Source organism: Aquiflexum lacus, from assembly GCF_015476655.1.
GTDB classification, from domain to species: domain Bacteria; phylum Bacteroidota; class Bacteroidia; order Cytophagales; family Cyclobacteriaceae; genus Aquiflexum; species Aquiflexum lacus.
The window spans coordinates 178595-198253 of record NZ_JABFHF010000005.1 but is presented as its reverse complement, the minus strand read 5'-3'; the positions used below and the strand labels follow the sequence as shown (position 1 = coordinate 198253).

The following is a 19659-nucleotide window of genomic DNA, read 5'->3' as shown; positions in this document are numbered from 1 at the left end:
GAAAAAATTTAAGGCCTATTTTAATTATGTTTTTAATTTGAGAATATGTCATTTAACGAACTCAACAGCGTAGAACACTACATCATTCATCAGCTTTCCGGGCTGAATCTGAATTCAGGTATTATTTCAGAACCGCTGACTACTTATGGCGTGAAATGGGTGTACAAATCTCCCCAAGATTTAAACCGTTCGGTAAATGAAGTACTTTTAGAGCAGGATTTGAAAGCTGCCCTAGTTAGGCTAAATCCTGAAATAGCAGCCAAAAATGAATTGGCCGATGAGGTGATTTATAAACTCCGGGCCATCCTGATTTCGGTAAATCAAGTTGGTTTGGTGCGAGCAAATGAGGAGTTTTTCAAATGGCTTACCGGAGACAAAACCATGCCTTTTGGAGAAAACAACAGACATGTGCCTATCCGGTTGATTGATTTTGATGATATAAATAACAATACTTATATCATCACCAATCAGTATCGGGTCCATCATCGGGAAACCAAGATTCCCGATATTGTTTTGTTTATCAATGGAATTCCCGTGGTGGTTGGGGAAGCCAAAACACCTATTAGGCCAAGTGTGAGTTGGTTGGATGGTGCCCATGAAATCCATCAGGTGTATGAAAATGCCGTTCCCCAACTCTTTGTCTCAAATATTCTCTCCTTTGCCACTGAAGGTAAAGAGTTGTTTTTTGGAGGAATCAGAACCCCTTTAGAATTTTGGGCACCTTGGCGATTGGAAGACGAAGATGAAAGACTTGCCAAATTATTGGGCTTGGGAGAGATCGGAAAAGAAATGGGAGATTTGCTGCATCCCAAAAGGCTGTTGGATATTTTACAGAATTTTTCCCTCTTCAGTTCCAACAATAAAAAGCAAAGGATCAAAATCATCCCCCGTTTTCAGCAATATGAAGGTGCCAACAAAATCGTGGAAAGAGTCAAAGAAGGCCGCATCAAAAAAGGTTTGATCTGGCATTTCCAAGGTTCGGGAAAGTCCCTCTTAATGGTTTTTGCAGCCCAAAAATTGAGGCGCATGCCTGAACTGAAAAGTCCAACCGTTATTGTTTTGGTGGATAGAACAGACTTGGATACACAGATTTCAGGAACCTTTAATGCTGCGGATATTGCGAATGTGGAGACCACAGAAAATATCCGTGATCTTCAAAAGATGCTGGAACAGGATACCCGGAAAATCATCATTTCGATGATCCATAAATTCCGGGATGCCAAACCAAACATGAATACCCGAGAAAATATCATCGTGCTGGTGGATGAAGCCCACCGAACCCAAGAAGGGGATTTGGGAAGACAGATGCGTGCAGCCTTGCCCAATGCATTTCTTTTTGGTTTGACAGGTACCCCGGTGAACAAAGCTGATAAAAATACCTTTTGGGCTTTTGGTTCTGAGGAGGACGAGGGCGGATATTTATCAAGATATACTTTTCAGGATTCCATTCGGGATGGTGCTACTTTGCCCTTGCATTTTGAACCCCGCTTGGTAGATGTGCATGTAGATAAAGAGACCATTGACAAGCTTTTTGAAAACTTCAAAGAGGAAGCTGCTTTGACGGATGAAGAAGCGGATGCATTGAACAAGAAGTCCGCAAAAATGGCCGCTTTCCTCAAATCCCCTGAAAGGGTAGCCAAGATAGTTGAGGATATAGCCATTCACTTCAGGGAGAAAGTGGAGCCTCATGGATTTAAAGCCATGATAGTTACACCTGATCGCTATGCCTGTATTCAGTACAAAGAAGAATTGGATAAACACTTCCCTGAAGAGGTCAGTAAAGTCGTTATATCCACCTCAGCAAATGATGATTATAACTTCAAGCAACAATGGGGAGTGGACAAATCACAACAAGAGCGCATCATAGATGAATTCAACGATCCCATATTGGATTTGAAATTTCTGATTGTAACTGCAAAGCTGTTGACAGGATTTGATGCGCCCATCTTACAGACCATGTATTTGGACAAATCACTCAAAGACCATACCCTGTTGCAAGCAATTTGCCGCACCAATAGATTGTTCCCAAAAAAGCATTATGGAAGGATAGTCGATTATTTTGGAGTGTTTGACGATACCGCTAAGGCGTTGGAGTTCGACGAAAAATCCGTGCAACAGATCATTACCAATCTTTCTGAATTGAGGGAACAATTGCCAAAAGCCATGCACGATACTTTGTCCCATTTTGATGGCGTGGACAGAAATATTGTTGGTTTTGAAGGCCTGGAACTGGCACAAAATGCCATCAAATCAGATGAGCAAAAAGATGCCTTCGCTAAAGACTTCAAATTCTTGAGCAAACTTTGGGAGTCCCTTTCTCCTGATAATATTCTGAACCTCTATCAGGTGGATTATAAATGGCTGTCCCAAGTCTATGAATCCGTCCGGCCTGCTTCGGATAATATTGGAAAACTTCTCTGGATGACTTTAGGCGCTCAGACAACCAAGTTGATCCATGAAAATATCCATGTGGGTGAAATACACCATTTGGAAGAGTTTGTCCTGGATGCAGATGTTATTGAAGACATCTTCAACAATCCCGACCCAAAGAATGCAAAAAAGCTTGAAAAGATCCTTGTCAAGCGATTCAAAAAACATGAAGGAAATCCCAAGTTTAAAAAGCTGAGTGAACTCCTTGAAGAACTCCGGGACAGGGCAGAGAAAGGATTGATTACCTCCATAGAGTTCGTGAAAGAACTCTGTAAAATTGCAAAGGAAACCGTGCAGGCTGAAAAAGAATTGGCAGAGTTGATCCAGGAAAAAACTCCCAAAGCAGCCTTAACAGAATTGTTTTTGGAGCTAAAAACAGATCAAACACCTGCCGTAGTCGAAAGGATAGTAACTGATATTGATGCCATAGTCAGGGTAGTGAGTTTCCCTGGTTGGCAAAAAACGGTTTCAGGGGAAAGGGAAGTCCAGAAATCATTGAGAAAGGCCTTACTAAAATATCAACTCCACAAAGATCAGGTTTTGTTTGATAGGGCTTATGGGTATATTAAGGAGTATTATTGATTATTTGACCGCCAAAGAATATAGGCGGAAAGTCCATTTTTTTTGAGTTGCAAAGAGAATTGGTTTACTTCTTTTAAAATGTCCTCGAAATTATTTTCAATCCTATCCATCCGATGGTTCAAGGCGTATCCTTTTAATAGATATTCCCGAAAAACATTGGTAGTCCAAATTCGGAATTGAGTGTCTTGTTAGGATTTTACACGGTAAAAAATAGAGATGATGACGTCAAGGTTGTAAAATGACACGGGTTTGTTAGAATTAGCAATATGCATTTTTTGCATATTGCTTTTTTCATCTAATTCTCACTCTTTGAAAACATTACTCACCAGCTTTGAACTAAATAAAGAAAACAAATCTATTGTGTACTGCGGTATTCATTCAGATTTTGGGTTATAATTATCGATATAAACAAAGCCAAGGTCTTTTGAATGCCTTTCATACTTTGTCTTTATATGATTATAAACTTTCCCTTTTTGATCAAGAGTACTTAATTTATAGAGATAGGCAATGTCAAAAATAGAAGCTTCCAAAAAGTCAACATTTTTTGTAAACCCACTCACAGCTTTTGTCTTTGATTTAGTCCAAAAGTATTCTAAATCCCTAAAATTCAACTTTAATGTCCTGCAACTGCCGAAGTGGACAATTCTGTTTTGGAGCGGATTAAATTTAATATCTAGTAACTCATCAATTTCAACTGACTCGACATCATCTAAGAAAATCTCTCTGTGATCGCCGTGGAATGCTAAGTAAATAATAGAATAATCTTTGTATTGCTTTTTTGAGTATCTACCTAAAAGCTCTAAGTATTTGAAAAGGGATTCTCTAGTATTAACTTTTCTAAAAAGATAATCAATACCAAATGTCTCTTTCAAAAAACGTAGATATGTCTCAACGGTTGATTGATCCCTCAGATCCTTGGAATGCCATTCACCTTCCAAACAAAAAATTTTTGTTTTCATTTTATCGATTTAAATTACAATATAAGATTTTAGGTTTTAAGAGAAATAAACTCAGATTAAACATAGCTATTTTAAAGCATTTTCCAAATCCACCGCAACGCTAGCCCAAGTTGCGAAATTCCAAACTCAGACTTAATGATTAAATTTTAATCTGAAGTAATAACCAATCAAGTTGGTCTTTCATCTCCTGATTTAAAAAAGAATTCCATTTTTGTGGTGTGATATATTTAGACGTATGTTTGATGAAAATGCATTTAGCAGTATTTAAATTTTCATCTTCTATAATCATTTTCTTGCCGTAAGTTCTGTTTATCATTTCTGGACATGAAACACTAGATCGATTCAATTTCTGGCCAATTTTTAAATTTTTGTTCAGATTGTTCGCATAACCAGTTCCAATAAATAAACAGTATTTCGGTTTTAGAAAATCAAAAACTTCTGAGAATGTATCCCATCCAAATTGGTAATCTTCTTTAGAAGGTCTATGACTTTTTGAATCCATAGGTCTTTGAATAAAATTATAAAAGCTCACCAATTCCCAAAATCTAGTAAGGTCAAGATTATCTTCATTAAACAATACTTTATGAAAATTTCTAAATGTAGGATTCTCATAATAGAGCTTATGTTGGACATCTTCACCAATCATTCTTTGGGTTAAATCCTTTCTGATTTTATTTTCCCAATCCCCCTCCTTTTTCTTGGGATCCCCAGAATCAGAAAGATAATGGCTTTCACCTATTATGAGCATTCTATTTTCTGGAGGTATTTCAAAATATTTTTCCCCAATCCATGGTAGCCAATGTATTGATTCTATTTTTTTAAGTTCTTCGTCAATTTTGTTCTTTTCCATAATTGTTTAAAGATTTAAAGTGATTCATGCTTTTTAACTAAGATAATAATTTTGAATTTTTAAAATTATGTTCGCTCATAAATTCCTATTATTCCCTTTAGAAGCTTCATGGTATTTCACTATGATAAAATCTCCCCTTTATTTAATCCTACCGGCACCAACATTCCCTGCCTTCTTCCTGACCAGACCCCTTAATCTTTCCGGTCCTTCGACCCTCACTTCATCCCCATGGGAGAGGATTTCGGCAATGAGTTCGTATTCGATTTTGACTTGGAGGCGGATGGTAAGCATGCTGCCATCGTCAACCAATATTTCCTGACTGGAATGTAGGGGCAGGGATTTGATATACCGGCCTTTGAATTCCGTAAAAGTAAGGATCACCTCTTCCACAGGATTGCCGGGGCTATTGATGATGCCAAAGACATCCTTGAAATACCGCTCAAAGTCCATGTGCTGGCTGACCTGATAGCCTTCTTGTAGGATTTCCAGATTCCGGATCCTGTCCAATCCAAATACTTTGAATTTGTTTTTTTCGTCCAGGGAAAGCAGGTACCAGCGCTGTTTGAATTCTTTCAGCGCCAGCGGTTTTAAGGTCCTGTCTTCCAGTTCCCACATCCAGTATTTTTCGTATTGGATATTTACCAGTTTTTGTTTCTGTATGGCTGCCAAAATGGAAGTGAGGTGTTCCGTCCCTTTGGCTTTTCGCTCTTCAAAAAGCAGGTAGGAAGGCACTTTCCCTTTTTGTCCAAAGACCTGAAGCATATCAAAAGCTTCCAGCAATTGGGTGTTTTCCTCACTGCTGTCCTCGGGAACTATACTGTAAAGGGCAGTTTTGAAGTCAAAGGAAATGGCGATGCCAAACAGGGAAGCAATTTCGGACAGGTCCCGGTTAAAGGTCCTTTTGGAGATGCAGAGTTGATGCCCAAGTTCCTCTTCCTTACGTGCCAAATGCCGGTCCAAGGTTTCCCAGTCAAAGGATTTTCTTTTGGCCAGTTTGATGATTTCTGTCTGCCGGATCAGGGATGCTAGTTTGCTCATGTCATAAAGATAAGTATAGCCTTAGCCAGTATATGGCTGAGGGTCTGTTTTTTTAATTTGATTTTCTGAGTATTCGGAATCATACTGGTTACCATATATTGTTTTCTCAACCTTTAAAATATCGAAATGCCATTTATATAGTTACTTTTTTTTCCCCGAAAAAATCGGGGCAGGCATTGACAAAAAAAGTAACCAATCCCGATAGCTATCGGGACAAGACGACGGAATCCTATCCGCGCGCAAGGCCAAGGCCGGCCCGGTCCGCAGTCATTCCTACCCACAGCAACCCGAAAAATATGAATTAAAATTAGAGTTCTTTATAAACAAGCCTACGTGTAAAAGGACAGAGAGTCAGAAAAAAGATTTAACTCGGCCGTTCTTTGGCGGAGGGTCAATATAGTTTTGACCCAAAACAAGAAAATATGAACAAGGACTTACAACAAAGGCACAAAGAATTGATTGAAAAACAAACAGTTCTTCAACAAGCCAAGGAAACATTGAAAACAGAATTTGTGGGAATAGATCAGGTCATTGAGGAAGTAGTCGATGCGATCAGCTCTTGGTATCTTTTTCCTGAAATCCAGGAAAAGCCGGTGATCATTAATTTGTGGGGTTTGACGGGCGTGGGTAAGTCTTCCTTGGTCAATCGTTTGGTTCAATTGATTTCAATGGAGCAAAAGTACTACTATTTTGACCTTGGTGAGAGTGAAAACAGAGATTGGAATGTTCAGAGAACCCTTCAGGAGATTTATGAAAATGTCAATGGCTACCCCATCATCTTGGCCCTTGATGAATTCCAACATGCCCGAACATTGGATGATTTGGGAGCGGAAAAAGAAAAAAGTTCTTCCCGGATTATCTGGCAGTTATTGGATTCAGGGAAATTCAAGATTTCCAAATTCAGTTTTCATCAGGAAGAAATTTACGACCTGATCAAACAGCTTCGATATCTTTTGTCCCATGGCGTACAGGTATCCAAAGGGAAGGTAACCGCTCAGGTGGAATATTTCATGGAGAAAATGGATCCAAAAAATCAGTATACAGATCATAGTAATGATGGAAAGCAGACCGATTCAAACACGCAGGATGTGCTATTTGTCCCTGCCCGGTTTTATGAAAGTATTTTTGATATGGTGAAGGAAAAATATTCTACAACTTTTGAATTGCAGGAAAAATTGCTTTCGTTGGAAGGATACGAAACTTTAGCTTTCTTATTGGAGGTATTTGAACTCGGGAATAGTCCAAAGACAGTGGATTGTTCCAAAGGTTTGATTTTTGTTTTGGGCAATTTGGATGAGGCCTATACCATGAGCCACAATTTCAATCCCGATATGGATGCGGATGAGTTTCACGAACAATCCCTGAAAATCAACGTCCCCATCATCAAAAGGGCTTTGCAGCGTCGTTTTCGAAATGAGCAGATTGCGAGATTGGGAAATCTTCACATTATCTACCCTGCCTTCAGTAAACAATCCTTTCAAAAAATCATAAACCTGGAACTTGGGAAAATTGAGGAGAAGGTTTACCGCAATCAAGGCGTTAAACTTCAAATTGATTCCTCTTTGCATGATTTTATTTACAAAGAGGCGGTTTATCCCACTCAGGGTACCCGGCCGATCTTTACCACCATTCATCAGGTTATCCAATCCAAATTGGGAAAAATCATCACGGAAATGATTTTAAAAAACCTGGAGGTTTCCTGTATTGCCATGAAGCTAAAGGAAAACCATATCCATATCGACTATTATCGGGAACAAATCCTCGTTCATTCGCTTTCAATCCAGCAAAAATTCATCCTGGAAGATTTGAGAAAAAGCAAGCAAAATGATTTACAGGCCATTATAGCAGTGCATGAATCCGGTCATGCCATCATTGCTACCATTTTACTCCGCACTGTTCCTGAAGTTATATTCTCCAATACAGCCGAAGTGGAAACGGGTGGCTTTGTCCATACCAAATTCAAATGGAATTACATTTCCAAACAGGAAGTCATAAACAGGTTGGCACTGTATTTAGGCGGATATGCCGCAGAGCGTCTTGTTTTTGGAGAAGAAAATGTAACCACCGGTGCAGAGGATGACATCAGGAAAGCCACAGCCTTTATCACAGGGATGCTGAAAGAGGCAGGAATGGGTGATATTCCGGGAGCCTTTGATGTAAAGGCAGTAGAAACAAAATATTTCCTTCATGATGAGGACAATGAACTGGGCAAAAAAGCGGTATCTTTGATCTTAAAAGCCCTGGAGTTGGCCGAAAAGACCTTAGGGGAGCAAAAGTTATGGTTACTGAAAATGGCTGATTATTTGAGCGACCACAGTCAGATGCGCAAGGATGCTATTCTTCATATGGCAGAAAAATATGCCGTGAATTTTGATCTTGATAGCCTGATTGAAGATGGGGATTTCCTTTTCTACAGGAATCATTTGAAAGCGCAGGTTTCCGAACTAGAAAACCTCACCAATCCAAGGCCCCTCAAAGATGCCTGGGGATTCTCTCTGAATATGCGATCGGAAAATAAGGGCTCTTGAATGTTGATTTCCGGGTATTGACTGTTGTGCATATTTATCGTACCAGTTCGTAGTCATTGATCAATAGACCTGGAGATAGATTTAATCGTCTTGTGAGGTTTCTTATCATCTCTACAGTCAATTTTCTTTTCCGGTTTAAAACTTCCGAAACTCTACTTTTTCCACCAATTTCATCTACCAAGTCAACTTGTTTTAGTTGCATTTCTTCCATTCTGATCTTGATAGCTTCTATTGGGTCAGGAGTTTCTATCGGATAATATTTCTTTTCATATTCATCAATCATTAACCCAAGTATATCTGCTTCGTCACTTTCAGGTGTTCCTATAGCTGCATCAAATATGACTTCCATTCTTTTTAATGCATTTCTATAGTCAGATTCTGATTTTATTGGTGTTATTATCATGGTTTTAAGTTTTAATTTTATATTGAGTTAGCATCAATCTTGTCATATTCATCATGGGTTCCAATGAATCGGATAAAAATCCATTGTTTTTCAAAATTGAACTTGGCAACAAGTCTATAAGAATTACCTTTTATATTAAATACAATTCTGCTGTCTTTTAAAATACTGGCATTCGCATAAGTCTGTTTTACATCACCTGGGGTTTTCCATTGTGCATTCATTGCTGTATTATGCCAAGTTTTTAGATACTGTTCAGAGTCAGCATGTTTCTCCCAAAATTCTCTTAGGGTACTTTTTGAAAAAATTCTTTCCATGTCATTGAATCTTGATGTAAATATAAGACGAAATTCTCAATTTGGGAACTTTTCTATATTTGGATTTTTTTATGCTTACAAAACACAAGCGCAATGAAATTCCTTAGCGAAGCCTTGCGTCCCTTGCGGTTTATTTTTTTATGGATTGCCAATTTTCAAATCCCAAAGTCCATGGTTCAAGTTCTAAATACAGATTTTTCTAATGGATTTGTATTTTTCTATTCCTGTTTGGTCAGGGCATTGATCAAAAACACTAATGTAAAGAAAATTGATATTTTTTTACATTGTAAATTTATAATGTTAAGATTTTCTCATTTTTTTAACATTAAATTCAAGCCCTTACGGTTTTCTCCTTCTGAAAAAATCAGCATTTCGCTTAAAAAATAGCAGCCTTAGACCCGGAAAAATATTTTTTGATTGAGGCAATTCCCAGAACTTTATCCCGTGATTCCGGCTCCAGGTTTACATCCTTATTCCCGGCAATCAGTGACTCCAAGGGTATTCCCAAATATCTGTTCAATAAAATTATCATTTTAAGGGTCAATGCACGCTTCCCATTCAGAATCTCAGACACTCTTGTTTTGCCTCCCAATAGCGGAGCAATATCTACCTGTTTTAGATTCATCTGTTCCATTCTAAACTTAATTGCTTCTATTGGATTTGGCGCTTCGACAGGAAAGTGCTCTTGCTCATATTTTTCGACAAGCATAGACAAAAGTTCTAACTCCTCTCCTTCCGGACTTTCCGGTTCAATGGCTTTTTCTGTGCTTTGGATCAAGGCGTAAATCCGCTCACAGGCATTGTCATATTCTTGTTTTGACTTTAATATTTTAATTTTCATAATTTACAAAGATACCTTATTTGGTAACTTTTATAAAATGAATTTCAGAAAACGGATATTCCTAAAGGTCCCAAAGATATCGCAAAGAATAAAAACCTTAGCGCAACCCTTGCTTCCCTTGCGGTACCTTGCACAAAGTCAACATCCACAAGATATCCTTGCTAATCCGTTCCCAAAACCAAAATCGTTCGGTCAATTTCATCCCGAAGTTGGGAATCAACATTCACCATGTGGCCAAAAGTTTTCTATTGATTCACTGTTTGGTTGACTTTGATAATGAAATGGATGATCAGATGACTTTATCAATTGGTTTACAAATGAAATATTGGCGTATCCGTGATTACTGCAATTTCCCCTCTTACTTTCCGCCTTCTCAATGTATCTATCCCATCTCAGTTTGGATTTCAATAAAAGAAAATTAACTTTGCGGGCGGAAAATTTTAAAGAATGGCTAAGAAAACAACAAAAAAAGCTCCTCAGGTAGAATATGAGCTTTTGGAGCAACCCGAAGAGATTGCGAGCAGATTGGAAAGAGGTGAGCTCTTTATCAAAAAGAATTCGAGATTATTCGGCGGTATCTTAATAGTAGGCATTTTGCTGATTGCAGGGGTTCTATATTTCCAGATAGACAAACAAAATAAAAACAAAAAAGCACAGGCTGAAATGTTTCAGGCAGTGTATTATTTTGAACAGGACAGCACTGATTTGGCACTCAATGGAGACGGTTCGAATGTTGGTTTCCTCAGAATTGTAGACCAATATAGTGGCACTGATGCTTCTAATCTTGCTCATTTCTATATTGGATCCATTTATATTTCTGATGGACAGTTCCAAAAAGCAATTGACCATCTGAAAAATTTCTCTTCCAGTGATTTCTTTGTTCAATCCAGGGCATACTCATTGTTAGGTGATGCTTATCTGGAGTTGGGAAATAACAAAGAGGCCATCGCCCAATACAAAAAGGCAATTGATCATAAAGAAAATAAATTCTATACTCCCAGGTATTTAAGTAAATTGGCGATTGCCTATGAGGTGGATGCCGACTATGACAATGCCATCAAAACCTACAGTATTATAGAAGACAAATATTTCGAGTCTTTTGAATTCACAAACGCACGAAAGCATAAAGCGCGCTTGGAAGGCCTTGCCTCTAAGTAATGCTTTGATTTATACAGGCATTCTAAAAGGAGTAAGGCTAAGGTCTTGCTCCTTTTTCATTTTATACCCCATCCAACAATTTAATTTATGGCAACTTCATTGAAAAGCTTAAGTCTGTATTCTGATAAAAATTTATTGGATATGTCTCAAAAGAAATTTGGTATTGTCGTTTCTGAATGGAACGATCAGGTGACCGAATCTTTGTTTACCGCTGCAGTGGAAACCCTACTAAAACATGGTGTCAAAAAGGATAATATTTTCCGGAAAAATGTTCCCGGTTCTTTCGAACTGACCTTAGGTGCACAGTGGTTGGCAGAAATAAAGGAAATTGATGCTGTAATCTGTTTGGGATGCGTGATTCAGGGCGAGACAAGGCACTTCGACTTTATCTGTGATGCTGTGGCACACGGGATTACCCATGTGGGATTGAAATACAACAAACCGGTTATTTTTGGGGTTCTCACTCCCAATACCCTTCAGCAAGCCCTAGACCGCGCCGGAGGCAAACACGGCAACAAAGGAGATGAAGCAGCCATCACAGCGATAAAGATGCTGGGGTTTTAAAGAGAAGTGATATTTAAGACGTGAGACATTAGATTTTGGGTAGTCATCACTTCCCAAAACCTGAATTCTTAACCAGAAAGCCTTAATTAAAATGAACCCAATCTTGGTTCTTGGCTCTTGCGTCAAAGACCTCAAGTCTTGTGTCTTACTTCTCCCATCTCACTTCTAATCTCTCGCATCTAAAAAAACCAAACCTATACACATACCATGAAAATTATGAAATTCGGGGGTACTTCGGTAGGAAGGCCCGAAAGAATGCATCAGGTCAAAGATTTGATCACTAGAGACAATGAAAGGAAAATCGTTGTGCTTTCCGCACTTTCCGGTACGACCAACGCCCTGGTAGGTATCGGGGAAGCATTGGCAGAGGCCAATAAAGATCTTGCCAAAGAGCGCATTGATACCCTTCACAAACACTATTTGACTTTTTATAAGGAACTTTTGAAAGGAGAAGCTGCCAGGACCAAGGCAGAAAAGATCATCAAGGAGCATTTTGAGTTTCTCAATATCATTCTCAAGATATCTTTCAACGAAGCCATCAACAGGGATATTCTGGCGCAGGGAGAATTGCTTTCCACAAAGCTGTTCTATACCCTCCTGCAGGAATTGGATATCAATGCGGTTTTCCTCCCGGCATTGGATTTTATGAGTATCGATGAAAATCATGAACCTGAACTCCATAAAATTTCCGAAAAACTGAAAGTGATTTTGGCCAATTATCCTGAGGAAAGCATTTTTGTGACGCAAGGCTATATCTGCAAAAACCACCGAAATGAAGTCGACAACCTCAAAAGGGGTGGTTCAGATTATTCTGCTTCCCTCATCGGGGCGGCCATCAATGCGGATGTGGTTGAAATCTGGACCGACATCGACGGCATGCACAACAATGATCCTAGGATCGTGGACAAAACCCGACCCATCGCCCAATTGTCCTTTGATGAAGCAGCAGAGTTGGCTTATTTTGGAGCCAAAATCCTGCACCCAGCTTCCATTTGGCCGGCACAACAATATAACATTGCTGTCAAATTACTGAATACCATGGAGCCTGATGCCAAGGGCACGACCATCACAGCCAAGGAAATAGGTTCAGGTGTCAAAGCTTTGGCCGCCAAGGATGGGATCACTGCTATCAAGATCAAATCCAGTAGAATGCTGTTGGCCTATGGTTTTCTCAGAAAAGTCTTTGAGGTTTTTGAAAAATACAAAACTGCCATCGATATGATTACTACTTCCGAAGTGGCTGTATCTGTTACCATTGACGACCTTACGCATCTCAAGGAAATCGTACAGGAATTGGAAAGATATGGAACTGTAGAGGTGGACAATAATCAGACAATTGTTTCCATTGTCGGCAACATGATTGCGGAGTCCAAAGGGACTGTAGCCAATATCATGGATTGCCTTAGGGAATACCCACTCCGCATGGTTTCCTATGGTGGCAGCCGACACAATGTATCTATTTTGGTAGAAGCTCAATACAAAAATGAGGCATTGAAGAGTTTGAATGAGGGGTTGTTTGAGTGGTGAAAAAGTTGGGGGCTGCAAGAAGTCCCAAGATTCAAGACGAAAGACAAAAGAAAAGCTTGACCTTGTCATTTCGAACGGAGAGAGAAATCTGTTCACCGATTTGAGTTAATAGACCTCTCCTGCCGTCGAGGTGACAAGGATAGGTCTTTTGCTCCTTTTAACTGTTCTTTTTGAACTAATCCGGAAATGACAGGTATCAGATACCCTCCAAACCCAAATTTGGGGGTATTTCTCTTTACAACCTCGCCATCCACCTGGCAAGCAACACCTCATGAACCAGATAAGCCTCATCATCGACTACCACCAATTCTGATTTTTGGAGGGATTTGAGGGCGGTGTTTACGGTGCTTGCTGCACCTAACCTGTGTTTTTGGATAAAATCTTTACTTAAGGGATTGTATAAAGGCTCTTCTTTAGCGATAGCCCTGAAAACATTCCATTGGGTCTTGGTCAGCATCTTGGGAAAATTGGCAAAAATCCCTTGCTGCTGCTCCAATATGTCCTGATAAGTTTTTTGGATATTTTCGTCCTTGACTTGGGTATATTGGGAATATAGGTAGTTGCAGACCAACTGTATGGTATAGGTCTGCCCCCTGGACCAGTTATAAATCATTGCTATTTGCTCATTGGATATACTTTTGCCTTTTGCCTTGAAGTGCCACTGAATAAATGGAATGTACTTTTCCAAAGGTATGGGCAAGAGGGACATCAATTGCGCACTTTGATAGAATGGGCGGCTCTTATCAGCAAACATTTCGACCATCATGGTCCGATGACTCCCGCTGAAAATAAACCGGATATCGGGAAACTGCTGTGTCCAGACCCGGAATATGGCCTCAGCATTATCCTGCTCGTAATGGGCTACCTGTTGAAATTCATCAATAGTGATAACGATCTTCTTTTTTCTTTCCCTGAGAAATTCACCCAAAGCATGCAGGGAGTGTTCTTCAGTTCCCGGTTGTCTCAGCCCCAAGCTCAACTCAGGGGCGCCACTATAAGGGTCAAAACTGATAGTCGCACCCATCATGGACAACAGTTTCTGCATGGCAGCCGAAAAACCTGTTTTGGTTTTTCCATATCTATCATAGATCCCCGTCGTGATGGTCTTTACTGCATCTTCAATGGTATGTGTTGCCAAAAAGTCCACATAAATAGTTTCATATTTACCCGTATCTTCCAATTCTTCAAAAAACCGCTGGATCAAAGCAGATTTTCCAAGCCTTCTCCATGCATATAAAACGACATTTCTATCATTATCTATATGGTTTTGAAGCTTTTCAAGATCATGTTCCCTATCACAGAAATACTTTTTCCCATGATAAGTATTGAGTACAAATGGATTACCAGGTGGTTTCATTGACATCTTGCTTACTGATTTAGTATTACCATTACGCAATGTACGTTACGCATTCTACGTAACGTAATTTGCGTAACGCAATGTACGTAACAAATTTGTAAATCCAAAAATGAAAAGTGTAATCTCCTTTAGCATTTAAAGCTCTTTTTTCCCAAATTCGGGCATGAAAAAAATCTCACTGTTGGTATTGGCAATACTCATTTTTCAAGGATTATCCGCACAGGAAAAGTATTTGACACTTTTTGAGCAAACAGGAGGGCGGGAGACGCCAATCTATTCGGAAGTAATCCAATATTTTCAGACCTTGGCCAATGATTTTGAAGAGGTCAAAATGGTGGAAATGGGGATGACCGACAGTGCTTACCCGCTCCACGTACTGTTATTTGACAGACAGAAAATATTTGACCCGAAAAAATGGCATGAAGCAAACCGATTGGTGCTTTTCATCAACAATGGCATTCATCCTGGAGAGCCTGATGGGATAGATGCTTCGATGATGTTTTTGAGGGACGTACTTCTGAATGAAATAGAAGTTCCGGAAGATCTTGCAATGGCCATTATCCCTGTTTACAACATCGGGGGCCATCTGAACAGAGGCTCATTCAGCAGGGTCAACCAAAACGGACCTCAGGAATTTGGCTTTAGGGGCAATGCCAGGAACTTTGACCTCAACCGAGACTTTATCAAAGCCGATACCAAAAACACAAGGTCATTTCAACAGATCTTTACTTGGCTGAGGCCACAAATATTTATCGATACCCATGTCAGCAATGGCGCGGACTACCAACATGTGATGACCTTGGTATCTACCAGTCATGGCAAGCTTGGTGGAGAAATGGGCACCTATTTGGATCAGGAACTGCATCCAAAACTCTACAGCGGAATGGAAACCAAGGATTTCCCCATGGTCCCTTATGTCAATGCCTGGGGCGGGAAACCCGAGGATGGATGGGCACAGTTCAAAGACAATGGCAGGTACAGCAGCGGTTATGCGGCACTTTTTGGGACTTTGAGTTTTATGCCCGAGACGCATATGTTGAAACCATATGACCTAAGGGTAGCTTCAACCTTTGCCCTGATGGAGACCTTTATGGAAATCATCCGGGAAGATTATGAAAAAATTGTGGACAAAGCGTCTGCCGACCGCAAAGCAAAAAAAGAACAGGAGGAGTTTGGTTTCAACTTTGTATTGGATAGAAATCAGCATAAACTGATTGAATATATGGGTTATGAATCAGGCCAAAAGCCCTCTGATATTTCCGGATTGCCAAGGTTATACTATGACCGAAGTAAGCCATTTATCAAAGAAGTCAAATTCTATGACACCTACACCGCCGGATTGAATATCAAAAAACCGGAAGCTTATATCATTCCGCAAGGTTGGTTTACCGTCATAGAAAACCTTCAAAGAAATGGTGTGCAAATGGAGGAAATCAAAAAAGATACGGTTATTCCGGTGACGATCTATCATATTGCAGACTTTCAGACGGCGCAGCGACCTTATGAAGGCCACTACCTGCACTCTAACACCCAAATAAAACAATCCCAGGCTATGATAAGCTTTCGTAAGGGAGACATGATGATTCCCATGAATCAGGAAGCCAACCGATATATCATGGAAGTTTTGGAACCTCAATCAGAGGACAGCTTCTTCAACTGGAACTTCTTTGACACGATCTTACAGGCCAAAGAAGGATATTCTGCCTATGTCTTTGAAGATTTGGCTTCGGAATACCTGAAACAAAATCCGGAGGTGAAATCAGAAATGGAAGAAGCCAAGTCCAAAGATGAGGAGTTGGCAAAAAGTGGTCCTGCACAATTGAGATGGGTATATGAACATTCCCCATGGAAAGAAAAGGAACATAATCGGTATCCGGTGTTTAGGGTGGAAAAACTTGATAAATAACCAATTTAAACCTAGAATTCACGAAAATGGGTTAATTTTAAGCTATGGAAAATTTATTGGAAAGAATAACTATCAACCCTGATATCTGCCACGGGAAACCTACCATTCGAAACAAAAGGTATCCTGTGGAACTTATTTTGGATTTACTAAGTGCAGGCATGACTGAAAAAGAGATTCTTTCTGATTATCCGGCATTGGAAAAAGCGGATATTTTGGCTTGCTTAGCCTATGCATCCAAACTTACCAAAGTGAAATCGTACAGTAAAATCGCATGAGGTATTTAGTTGACGCCCAACTTCCTCCTCTATTTAGTGAGATCTTAAATCAAATGGGTTTTGAATCGAAACACGTCTTGGAACTGCCTAAAGGGGATGAAACCAAAGATACAGAGATTACTGAATTTGCTGATTTAAATAATTATGTAGTGATCACCAAAGATTTAGATTTTTACAATTCCTTTATGGTAAAAAATGAACCAAAAAAACTACTTTTAATTACCACTGGAAATATCAAAAACCGGACACTTTTTGACCTTTTGAGGAAATACTTTAAACGCATTTCAGAGATTTTAGAAAATAGCAATTTCGTTGAACTATCTAATGATGGGGTAATTATTCATCAATAATAGATATGAAAAAACAATCCTTCCTCCAAAAACTCCAATCCAAGTGGAACCTGAAAAGTCTCCGACAGGTGGTATTGGTATTGATCGTATTTGCATTGACTGGATTTACCATTCTTTTTATCAAGAAACCTATTTTTGACTTTTTGGGGATCAGTATGGAAAGGGGCGGGTTTTGGAAAACCGTGCTTTACCTGTTATTGGTACTTCCCCTTTATCAGATTATCCTTTTGATGTGGGGATTTGTCTTTGGACAATTTGACTTCTTTTGGGAGAAGGAAAAACAATTTCTCAGAAGAATCTCAGGAAGAGGTAAGAACTCAAAACACAAGCCCAAATAAACTGTTCTCTTGATAGATGCTGTTCAAGTTTGAACCTTAAAAAAAAGAATGAATACCTTCCACCTCCCATCTTATTGTTTAGATTTGCAGGTTGAATAATTGAATAGATATTATCCATGGCAAAAAAGAGAGGCACTGCTCTTGAAGAACACGAAAAGCGAAAGCTGAACAAACAGAATCTGAATAAACTAGGTGGTATTTTTAGGTTTGTTCTACCCTATAAAGTAAATTTTTTACTGGGCATGACATTTCTACTTTTTTCAAGCTTAACCTTACTGACATTCCCCTTTGTTGCGGGGAAACTGATAGACACAGCTTCAGGAGAGACTTGGTTGGTCAATGACATCAATGGAATTGCATTTATTTTGTTGGGAATTTTGTTGATCCAAAGCATATTTTCTTTTTTCAGGGTTTGGTTGTTCGCTAAGGTTTCAGAGCGCAGTATGCGGGATATCCGGATCTCATTGTACAGTCAACTGGTACAATTGCCCATGACATTTTTTGACAAAAGAAGGACCGGGGAATTGATTTCCAGGATCACAGCTGACGTCAGCATGCTTCAGGATACTTTCTCAGTGACCTTGGCAGAATTGTTCAGACAGATTATCACCTTACTTGCCGGGGTGGTCTTTTTGATGGTGACTACACCAAAACTGACATTGTTTATGTTGGCCACTTTTCCGGTATTGGTCATCATCGCCATGGTCTTTGGGAAGTTTATCCGAAAACTATCCAAACAGGCACAGGATGAATTGGCTGCAGCCAATGTAATTGTCGAAGAAACCTTGCAGTCCATCATGACAGTAAAATCCTTTGCAGGGGAGGAATACGAATCCAACAGGTACAAAAAAGGCCTAAACCGGGTGGTTGATGTGGCTTTGAAAGCTGCCGGATTCAGAGGGGCTTTTATCTCATTTATCATTTTTGCCTTATTCGGGGGGATTGTGGCAGTGATGTGGTATGGAGCCACGTTAGTAGCATCAGGTGAAATGACTGTTGGGGACCTGGTTTCTTTTGTCCTGTACACCACTTTTATCGGAGGTTCCATCGCAGGGTTAGGAGATATTTATGGACAGATTCAAAAAGCAATTGGTTCTTCCGAAAGGGTATTGGAAATTTTGGAGGAGGAACCGGAATTGTCCACTGCTGACTTTCAAAAAGTCCGTATGTCCGGCGATGTTCGATTTGAACATGTTCGATTTAACTACCCAACAAGGCCTGAGTTGGAAGTGCTTAAAAACATCAATTTACATATCCCCGCAGGAGAAAAAGTGGCCCTTGCCGGACAAAGTGGTGCCGGTAAATCCACCATCATTCAGTTATTGCTCAAATTTTACCCTGTAGAAAAAGGTGCTATTCTGGTGGACGGAATAAATATCTCCAATTGGAATCTGAAGCAGTTGCGGTCGAATATAGGTATTGTTCCCCAGGAGGTTCTACTTTTTGGAGGCAGTATCAAGGAAAATATTGCCTATGCCAAGCCTGACGCCACCGAAGAAGAAATCATCGAAGCAGCTAAAAAAGCCAATGCATGGCAGTTTATCAGCAGATTTCCTGAAGGTTTGGAAACCACTGTCGGTGAACGGGGGATCAAACTATCGGGCGGACAAAGACAAAGAGTAGCGATAGCCCGTGCCATTTTGAAAGATCCCGCCATTTTGATTTTGGATGAGGCGACCTCTTCCTTGGATGCCGAATCAGAAGCTTTGGTACAAGAGGCATTGGATGAACTGATGAAAAACAGGACCACCATCATCATTGCCCACCGATTGGCCACCATCCGTAAGGTGAACAGAATCTATGTCCTCAAAGACGGTGAAATCGTCGAAGAAGGCACTCATGAAACTTTGGCTTTGCAGGAAGATGGCTTCTATGCCAATTTGGTAAGGTTGCAGTTTGCGGAGTAATAATGAGGTTTTTAATGATATTCCATTTTCCTGCCTGTTAGGAAATCAATGGTATAATTTTTTGATTAAAAGATACTGATGGATATTGGATATAAATGGATATTGATATGGAATCTTAAGCCCTGAGCTATTTTCATAAGATCTGACTTGAACCTCGATAAGCATTCATTTCTCCAAAACCTTAATCCTTATAAAACCCAACTCATCGTCCACATTTTCATGAAGCCATATTGCGCCATCTTTGGTAAAATGGGAGGCTTGAGTGTTATTCTACATAATCTTTGATTTTGGTCTCCCCTATCATTTGGAGGTCTTTATCAAATATGGTCAGG

General features: G+C 39.7%; 17 protein-coding genes. 10 read left to right on the top strand and 7 right to left on the bottom strand.

Annotation, left to right across the window (positions count from 1 at the left end; genetic code table 11):
• Positions 1 to 45 precede the first annotated feature (45 nt).
• Positions 46 to 3012 (top strand): type I restriction endonuclease subunit R, encoded by a 2967-nt coding sequence (locus HMJ38_RS06965; protein WP_194973655.1) that lies wholly within the window; start codon positions 46 to 48, stop codon positions 3010 to 3012.
• 374 nt (positions 3013 to 3386) lie between these two features.
• Here the strand turns inward: HMJ38_RS06965 and HMJ38_RS06955 are convergent, their stop codons facing one another.
• The 3 genes from HMJ38_RS06955 to HMJ38_RS06945 all read right to left on the bottom strand — a co-directional run bounded on the left by HMJ38_RS06955 (position 3387) and on the right by HMJ38_RS06945 (position 5859).
• Positions 3387 to 3971: a DUF6642 family protein gene (locus tag HMJ38_RS06955; RefSeq protein ID WP_194973654.1), complete on the bottom strand. Its 585-nt coding sequence runs from the start codon at positions 3969 to 3971 to the stop codon at positions 3387 to 3389.
• A 139-nt stretch (positions 3972 to 4110) separates the two neighbouring features.
• Positions 4111 to 4821: a hypothetical protein gene (locus HMJ38_RS06950; protein ID WP_194973653.1), complete on the bottom strand. Its 711-nt coding sequence runs from the start codon at positions 4819 to 4821 to the stop codon at positions 4111 to 4113.
• Positions 4822 to 4959: 138 nt separating this feature from the next.
• Positions 4960 to 5859, bottom strand: a complete 900-nt coding sequence (locus HMJ38_RS06945) for a helix-turn-helix transcriptional regulator (RefSeq protein WP_194973652.1) — start codon at positions 5857 to 5859, stop codon at positions 4960 to 4962.
• Positions 5860 to 6281: 422 nt separating this feature from the next.
• Here HMJ38_RS06945 and HMJ38_RS06940 point away from each other — a divergent pair, with 422 nt between their 5' ends.
• On the top strand, positions 6282 to 8387 hold the full coding sequence (locus tag HMJ38_RS06940; RefSeq protein WP_194973651.1) for a hypothetical protein: 2106 nt from the start codon (positions 6282 to 6284) through the stop codon (positions 8385 to 8387).
• Positions 8388 to 8421: 34 nt separating this feature from the next.
• Here the strand turns inward: HMJ38_RS06940 and HMJ38_RS06935 are convergent, their stop codons facing one another.
• The 3 genes from HMJ38_RS06935 to HMJ38_RS06925 form a co-directional block, all read right to left on the bottom strand.
• Positions 8422 to 8790 (bottom strand): helix-turn-helix domain-containing protein, encoded by a 369-nt coding sequence (locus HMJ38_RS06935; protein ID WP_194973650.1) that lies wholly within the window; start codon positions 8788 to 8790, stop codon positions 8422 to 8424.
• 17 nt (positions 8791 to 8807) lie between these two features.
• Positions 8808 to 9104, bottom strand: a complete 297-nt coding sequence (locus HMJ38_RS06930) for a type II toxin-antitoxin system HigB family toxin (RefSeq protein ID WP_194973649.1) — start codon at positions 9102 to 9104, stop codon at positions 8808 to 8810.
• A 376-nt stretch (positions 9105 to 9480) separates the two neighbouring features.
• Positions 9481 to 9945: a helix-turn-helix domain-containing protein gene (locus HMJ38_RS06925; protein ID WP_194973648.1), complete on the bottom strand. Its 465-nt coding sequence runs from the start codon at positions 9943 to 9945 to the stop codon at positions 9481 to 9483.
• Between the two features lie 447 nt (positions 9946 to 10392).
• Between HMJ38_RS06925 and HMJ38_RS06920 the strand changes: the two genes are divergently transcribed.
• The 3 genes from HMJ38_RS06920 (at position 10393) to HMJ38_RS06910 (ending at position 13194) form a co-directional block, all read left to right on the top strand.
• Positions 10393 to 11103, top strand: a complete 711-nt coding sequence (locus HMJ38_RS06920) for a tetratricopeptide repeat protein (protein WP_194973647.1) — start codon at positions 10393 to 10395, stop codon at positions 11101 to 11103.
• A gap of 87 nt (positions 11104 to 11190) precedes the next feature.
• Positions 11191 to 11667, top strand: a complete 477-nt coding sequence (gene ribH, locus HMJ38_RS06915) for a 6,7-dimethyl-8-ribityllumazine synthase (RefSeq protein ID WP_194973646.1) — start codon at positions 11191 to 11193, stop codon at positions 11665 to 11667.
• A gap of 207 nt (positions 11668 to 11874) precedes the next feature.
• Positions 11875 to 13194: an aspartate kinase gene (locus tag HMJ38_RS06910; RefSeq protein ID WP_194973645.1), complete on the top strand. Its 1320-nt coding sequence runs from the start codon at positions 11875 to 11877 to the stop codon at positions 13192 to 13194.
• Between the two features lie 235 nt (positions 13195 to 13429).
• Here the strand turns inward: HMJ38_RS06910 and HMJ38_RS06905 are convergent, their stop codons facing one another.
• Positions 13430 to 14557, bottom strand: coding sequence for an AAA family ATPase (locus HMJ38_RS06905; RefSeq protein WP_194973644.1), 1128 nt, complete (start codon positions 14555 to 14557; stop codon positions 13430 to 13432).
• 157 nt (positions 14558 to 14714) lie between these two features.
• Between HMJ38_RS06905 and HMJ38_RS06900 the strand changes: the two genes are divergently transcribed.
• The 5 genes from HMJ38_RS06900 (at position 14715) to HMJ38_RS06880 (ending at position 19327) form a co-directional block, all read left to right on the top strand.
• Positions 14715 to 16457, top strand: coding sequence for a M14 family zinc carboxypeptidase (locus tag HMJ38_RS06900; RefSeq protein WP_194973643.1), 1743 nt, complete (start codon positions 14715 to 14717; stop codon positions 16455 to 16457).
• 44 nt (positions 16458 to 16501) lie between these two features.
• Positions 16502 to 16732 (top strand): DUF433 domain-containing protein, encoded by a 231-nt coding sequence (locus tag HMJ38_RS06895; RefSeq protein ID WP_194973642.1) that lies wholly within the window; start codon positions 16502 to 16504, stop codon positions 16730 to 16732.
• Positions 16729 to 17082: a DUF5615 family PIN-like protein gene (locus HMJ38_RS06890; RefSeq protein ID WP_194973641.1), complete on the top strand. Its 354-nt coding sequence runs from the start codon at positions 16729 to 16731 to the stop codon at positions 17080 to 17082. The genes HMJ38_RS06895 and HMJ38_RS06890 overlap by 4 nt, the downstream gene beginning before the upstream one ends.
• A gap of 5 nt (positions 17083 to 17087) precedes the next feature.
• Entirely contained in the window at positions 17088 to 17420 is a 333-nt protein-coding gene (locus tag HMJ38_RS06885; protein ID WP_194973640.1) for a DUF6787 family protein, read from the top strand.
• Between the two features lie 116 nt (positions 17421 to 17536).
• Positions 17537 to 19327, top strand: a complete 1791-nt coding sequence (locus HMJ38_RS06880) for an ABC transporter ATP-binding protein (RefSeq protein WP_194973639.1) — start codon at positions 17537 to 17539, stop codon at positions 19325 to 19327.
• Positions 19328 to 19659 lie beyond the last annotated feature (332 nt).

Excerpts from the sequence above, each read along its gene's own strand:
- HMJ38_RS06965 (WP_194973655.1), top strand. The coding sequence starts at position 46 with ATGTCATTTAACGAACTCAACAGCGTAGAACACTACATCATTCATCAG.
- HMJ38_RS06955 (WP_194973654.1), bottom strand. The coding sequence starts at position 3,971 with ATGAAAACAAAAATTTTTTGTTTGGAAGGTGAATGGCATTCCAAGGAT.
- HMJ38_RS06950 (WP_194973653.1), bottom strand. The coding sequence starts at position 4,821 with ATGGAAAAGAACAAAATTGACGAAGAACTTAAAAAAATAGAATCAATA.
- HMJ38_RS06945 (WP_194973652.1), bottom strand. The coding sequence starts at position 5,859 with ATGAGCAAACTAGCATCCCTGATCCGGCAGACAGAAATCATCAAACTG.
- HMJ38_RS06940 (WP_194973651.1), top strand. The coding sequence starts at position 6,282 with ATGAACAAGGACTTACAACAAAGGCACAAAGAATTGATTGAAAAACAA.
- HMJ38_RS06935 (WP_194973650.1), bottom strand. The coding sequence starts at position 8,790 with ATGATAATAACACCAATAAAATCAGAATCTGACTATAGAAATGCATTA.
- HMJ38_RS06930 (WP_194973649.1), bottom strand. The coding sequence starts at position 9,104 with ATGGAAAGAATTTTTTCAAAAAGTACCCTAAGAGAATTTTGGGAGAAA.
- HMJ38_RS06925 (WP_194973648.1), bottom strand. The coding sequence starts at position 9,945 with ATGAAAATTAAAATATTAAAGTCAAAACAAGAATATGACAATGCCTGT.
- HMJ38_RS06920 (WP_194973647.1), top strand. The coding sequence starts at position 10,393 with ATGGCTAAGAAAACAACAAAAAAAGCTCCTCAGGTAGAATATGAGCTT.
- ribH (WP_194973646.1), top strand. The coding sequence starts at position 11,191 with ATGGCAACTTCATTGAAAAGCTTAAGTCTGTATTCTGATAAAAATTTA.
- HMJ38_RS06910 (WP_194973645.1), top strand. The coding sequence starts at position 11,875 with ATGAAAATTATGAAATTCGGGGGTACTTCGGTAGGAAGGCCCGAAAGA.
- HMJ38_RS06905 (WP_194973644.1), bottom strand. The coding sequence starts at position 14,557 with ATGTCAATGAAACCACCTGGTAATCCATTTGTACTCAATACTTATCAT.
- HMJ38_RS06900 (WP_194973643.1), top strand. The coding sequence starts at position 14,715 with ATGAAAAAAATCTCACTGTTGGTATTGGCAATACTCATTTTTCAAGGA.
- HMJ38_RS06895 (WP_194973642.1), top strand. The coding sequence starts at position 16,502 with ATGGAAAATTTATTGGAAAGAATAACTATCAACCCTGATATCTGCCAC.
- HMJ38_RS06890 (WP_194973641.1), top strand. The coding sequence starts at position 16,729 with ATGAGGTATTTAGTTGACGCCCAACTTCCTCCTCTATTTAGTGAGATC.
- HMJ38_RS06885 (WP_194973640.1), top strand. The coding sequence starts at position 17,088 with ATGAAAAAACAATCCTTCCTCCAAAAACTCCAATCCAAGTGGAACCTG.
- HMJ38_RS06880 (WP_194973639.1), top strand. The coding sequence starts at position 17,537 with ATGGCAAAAAAGAGAGGCACTGCTCTTGAAGAACACGAAAAGCGAAAG.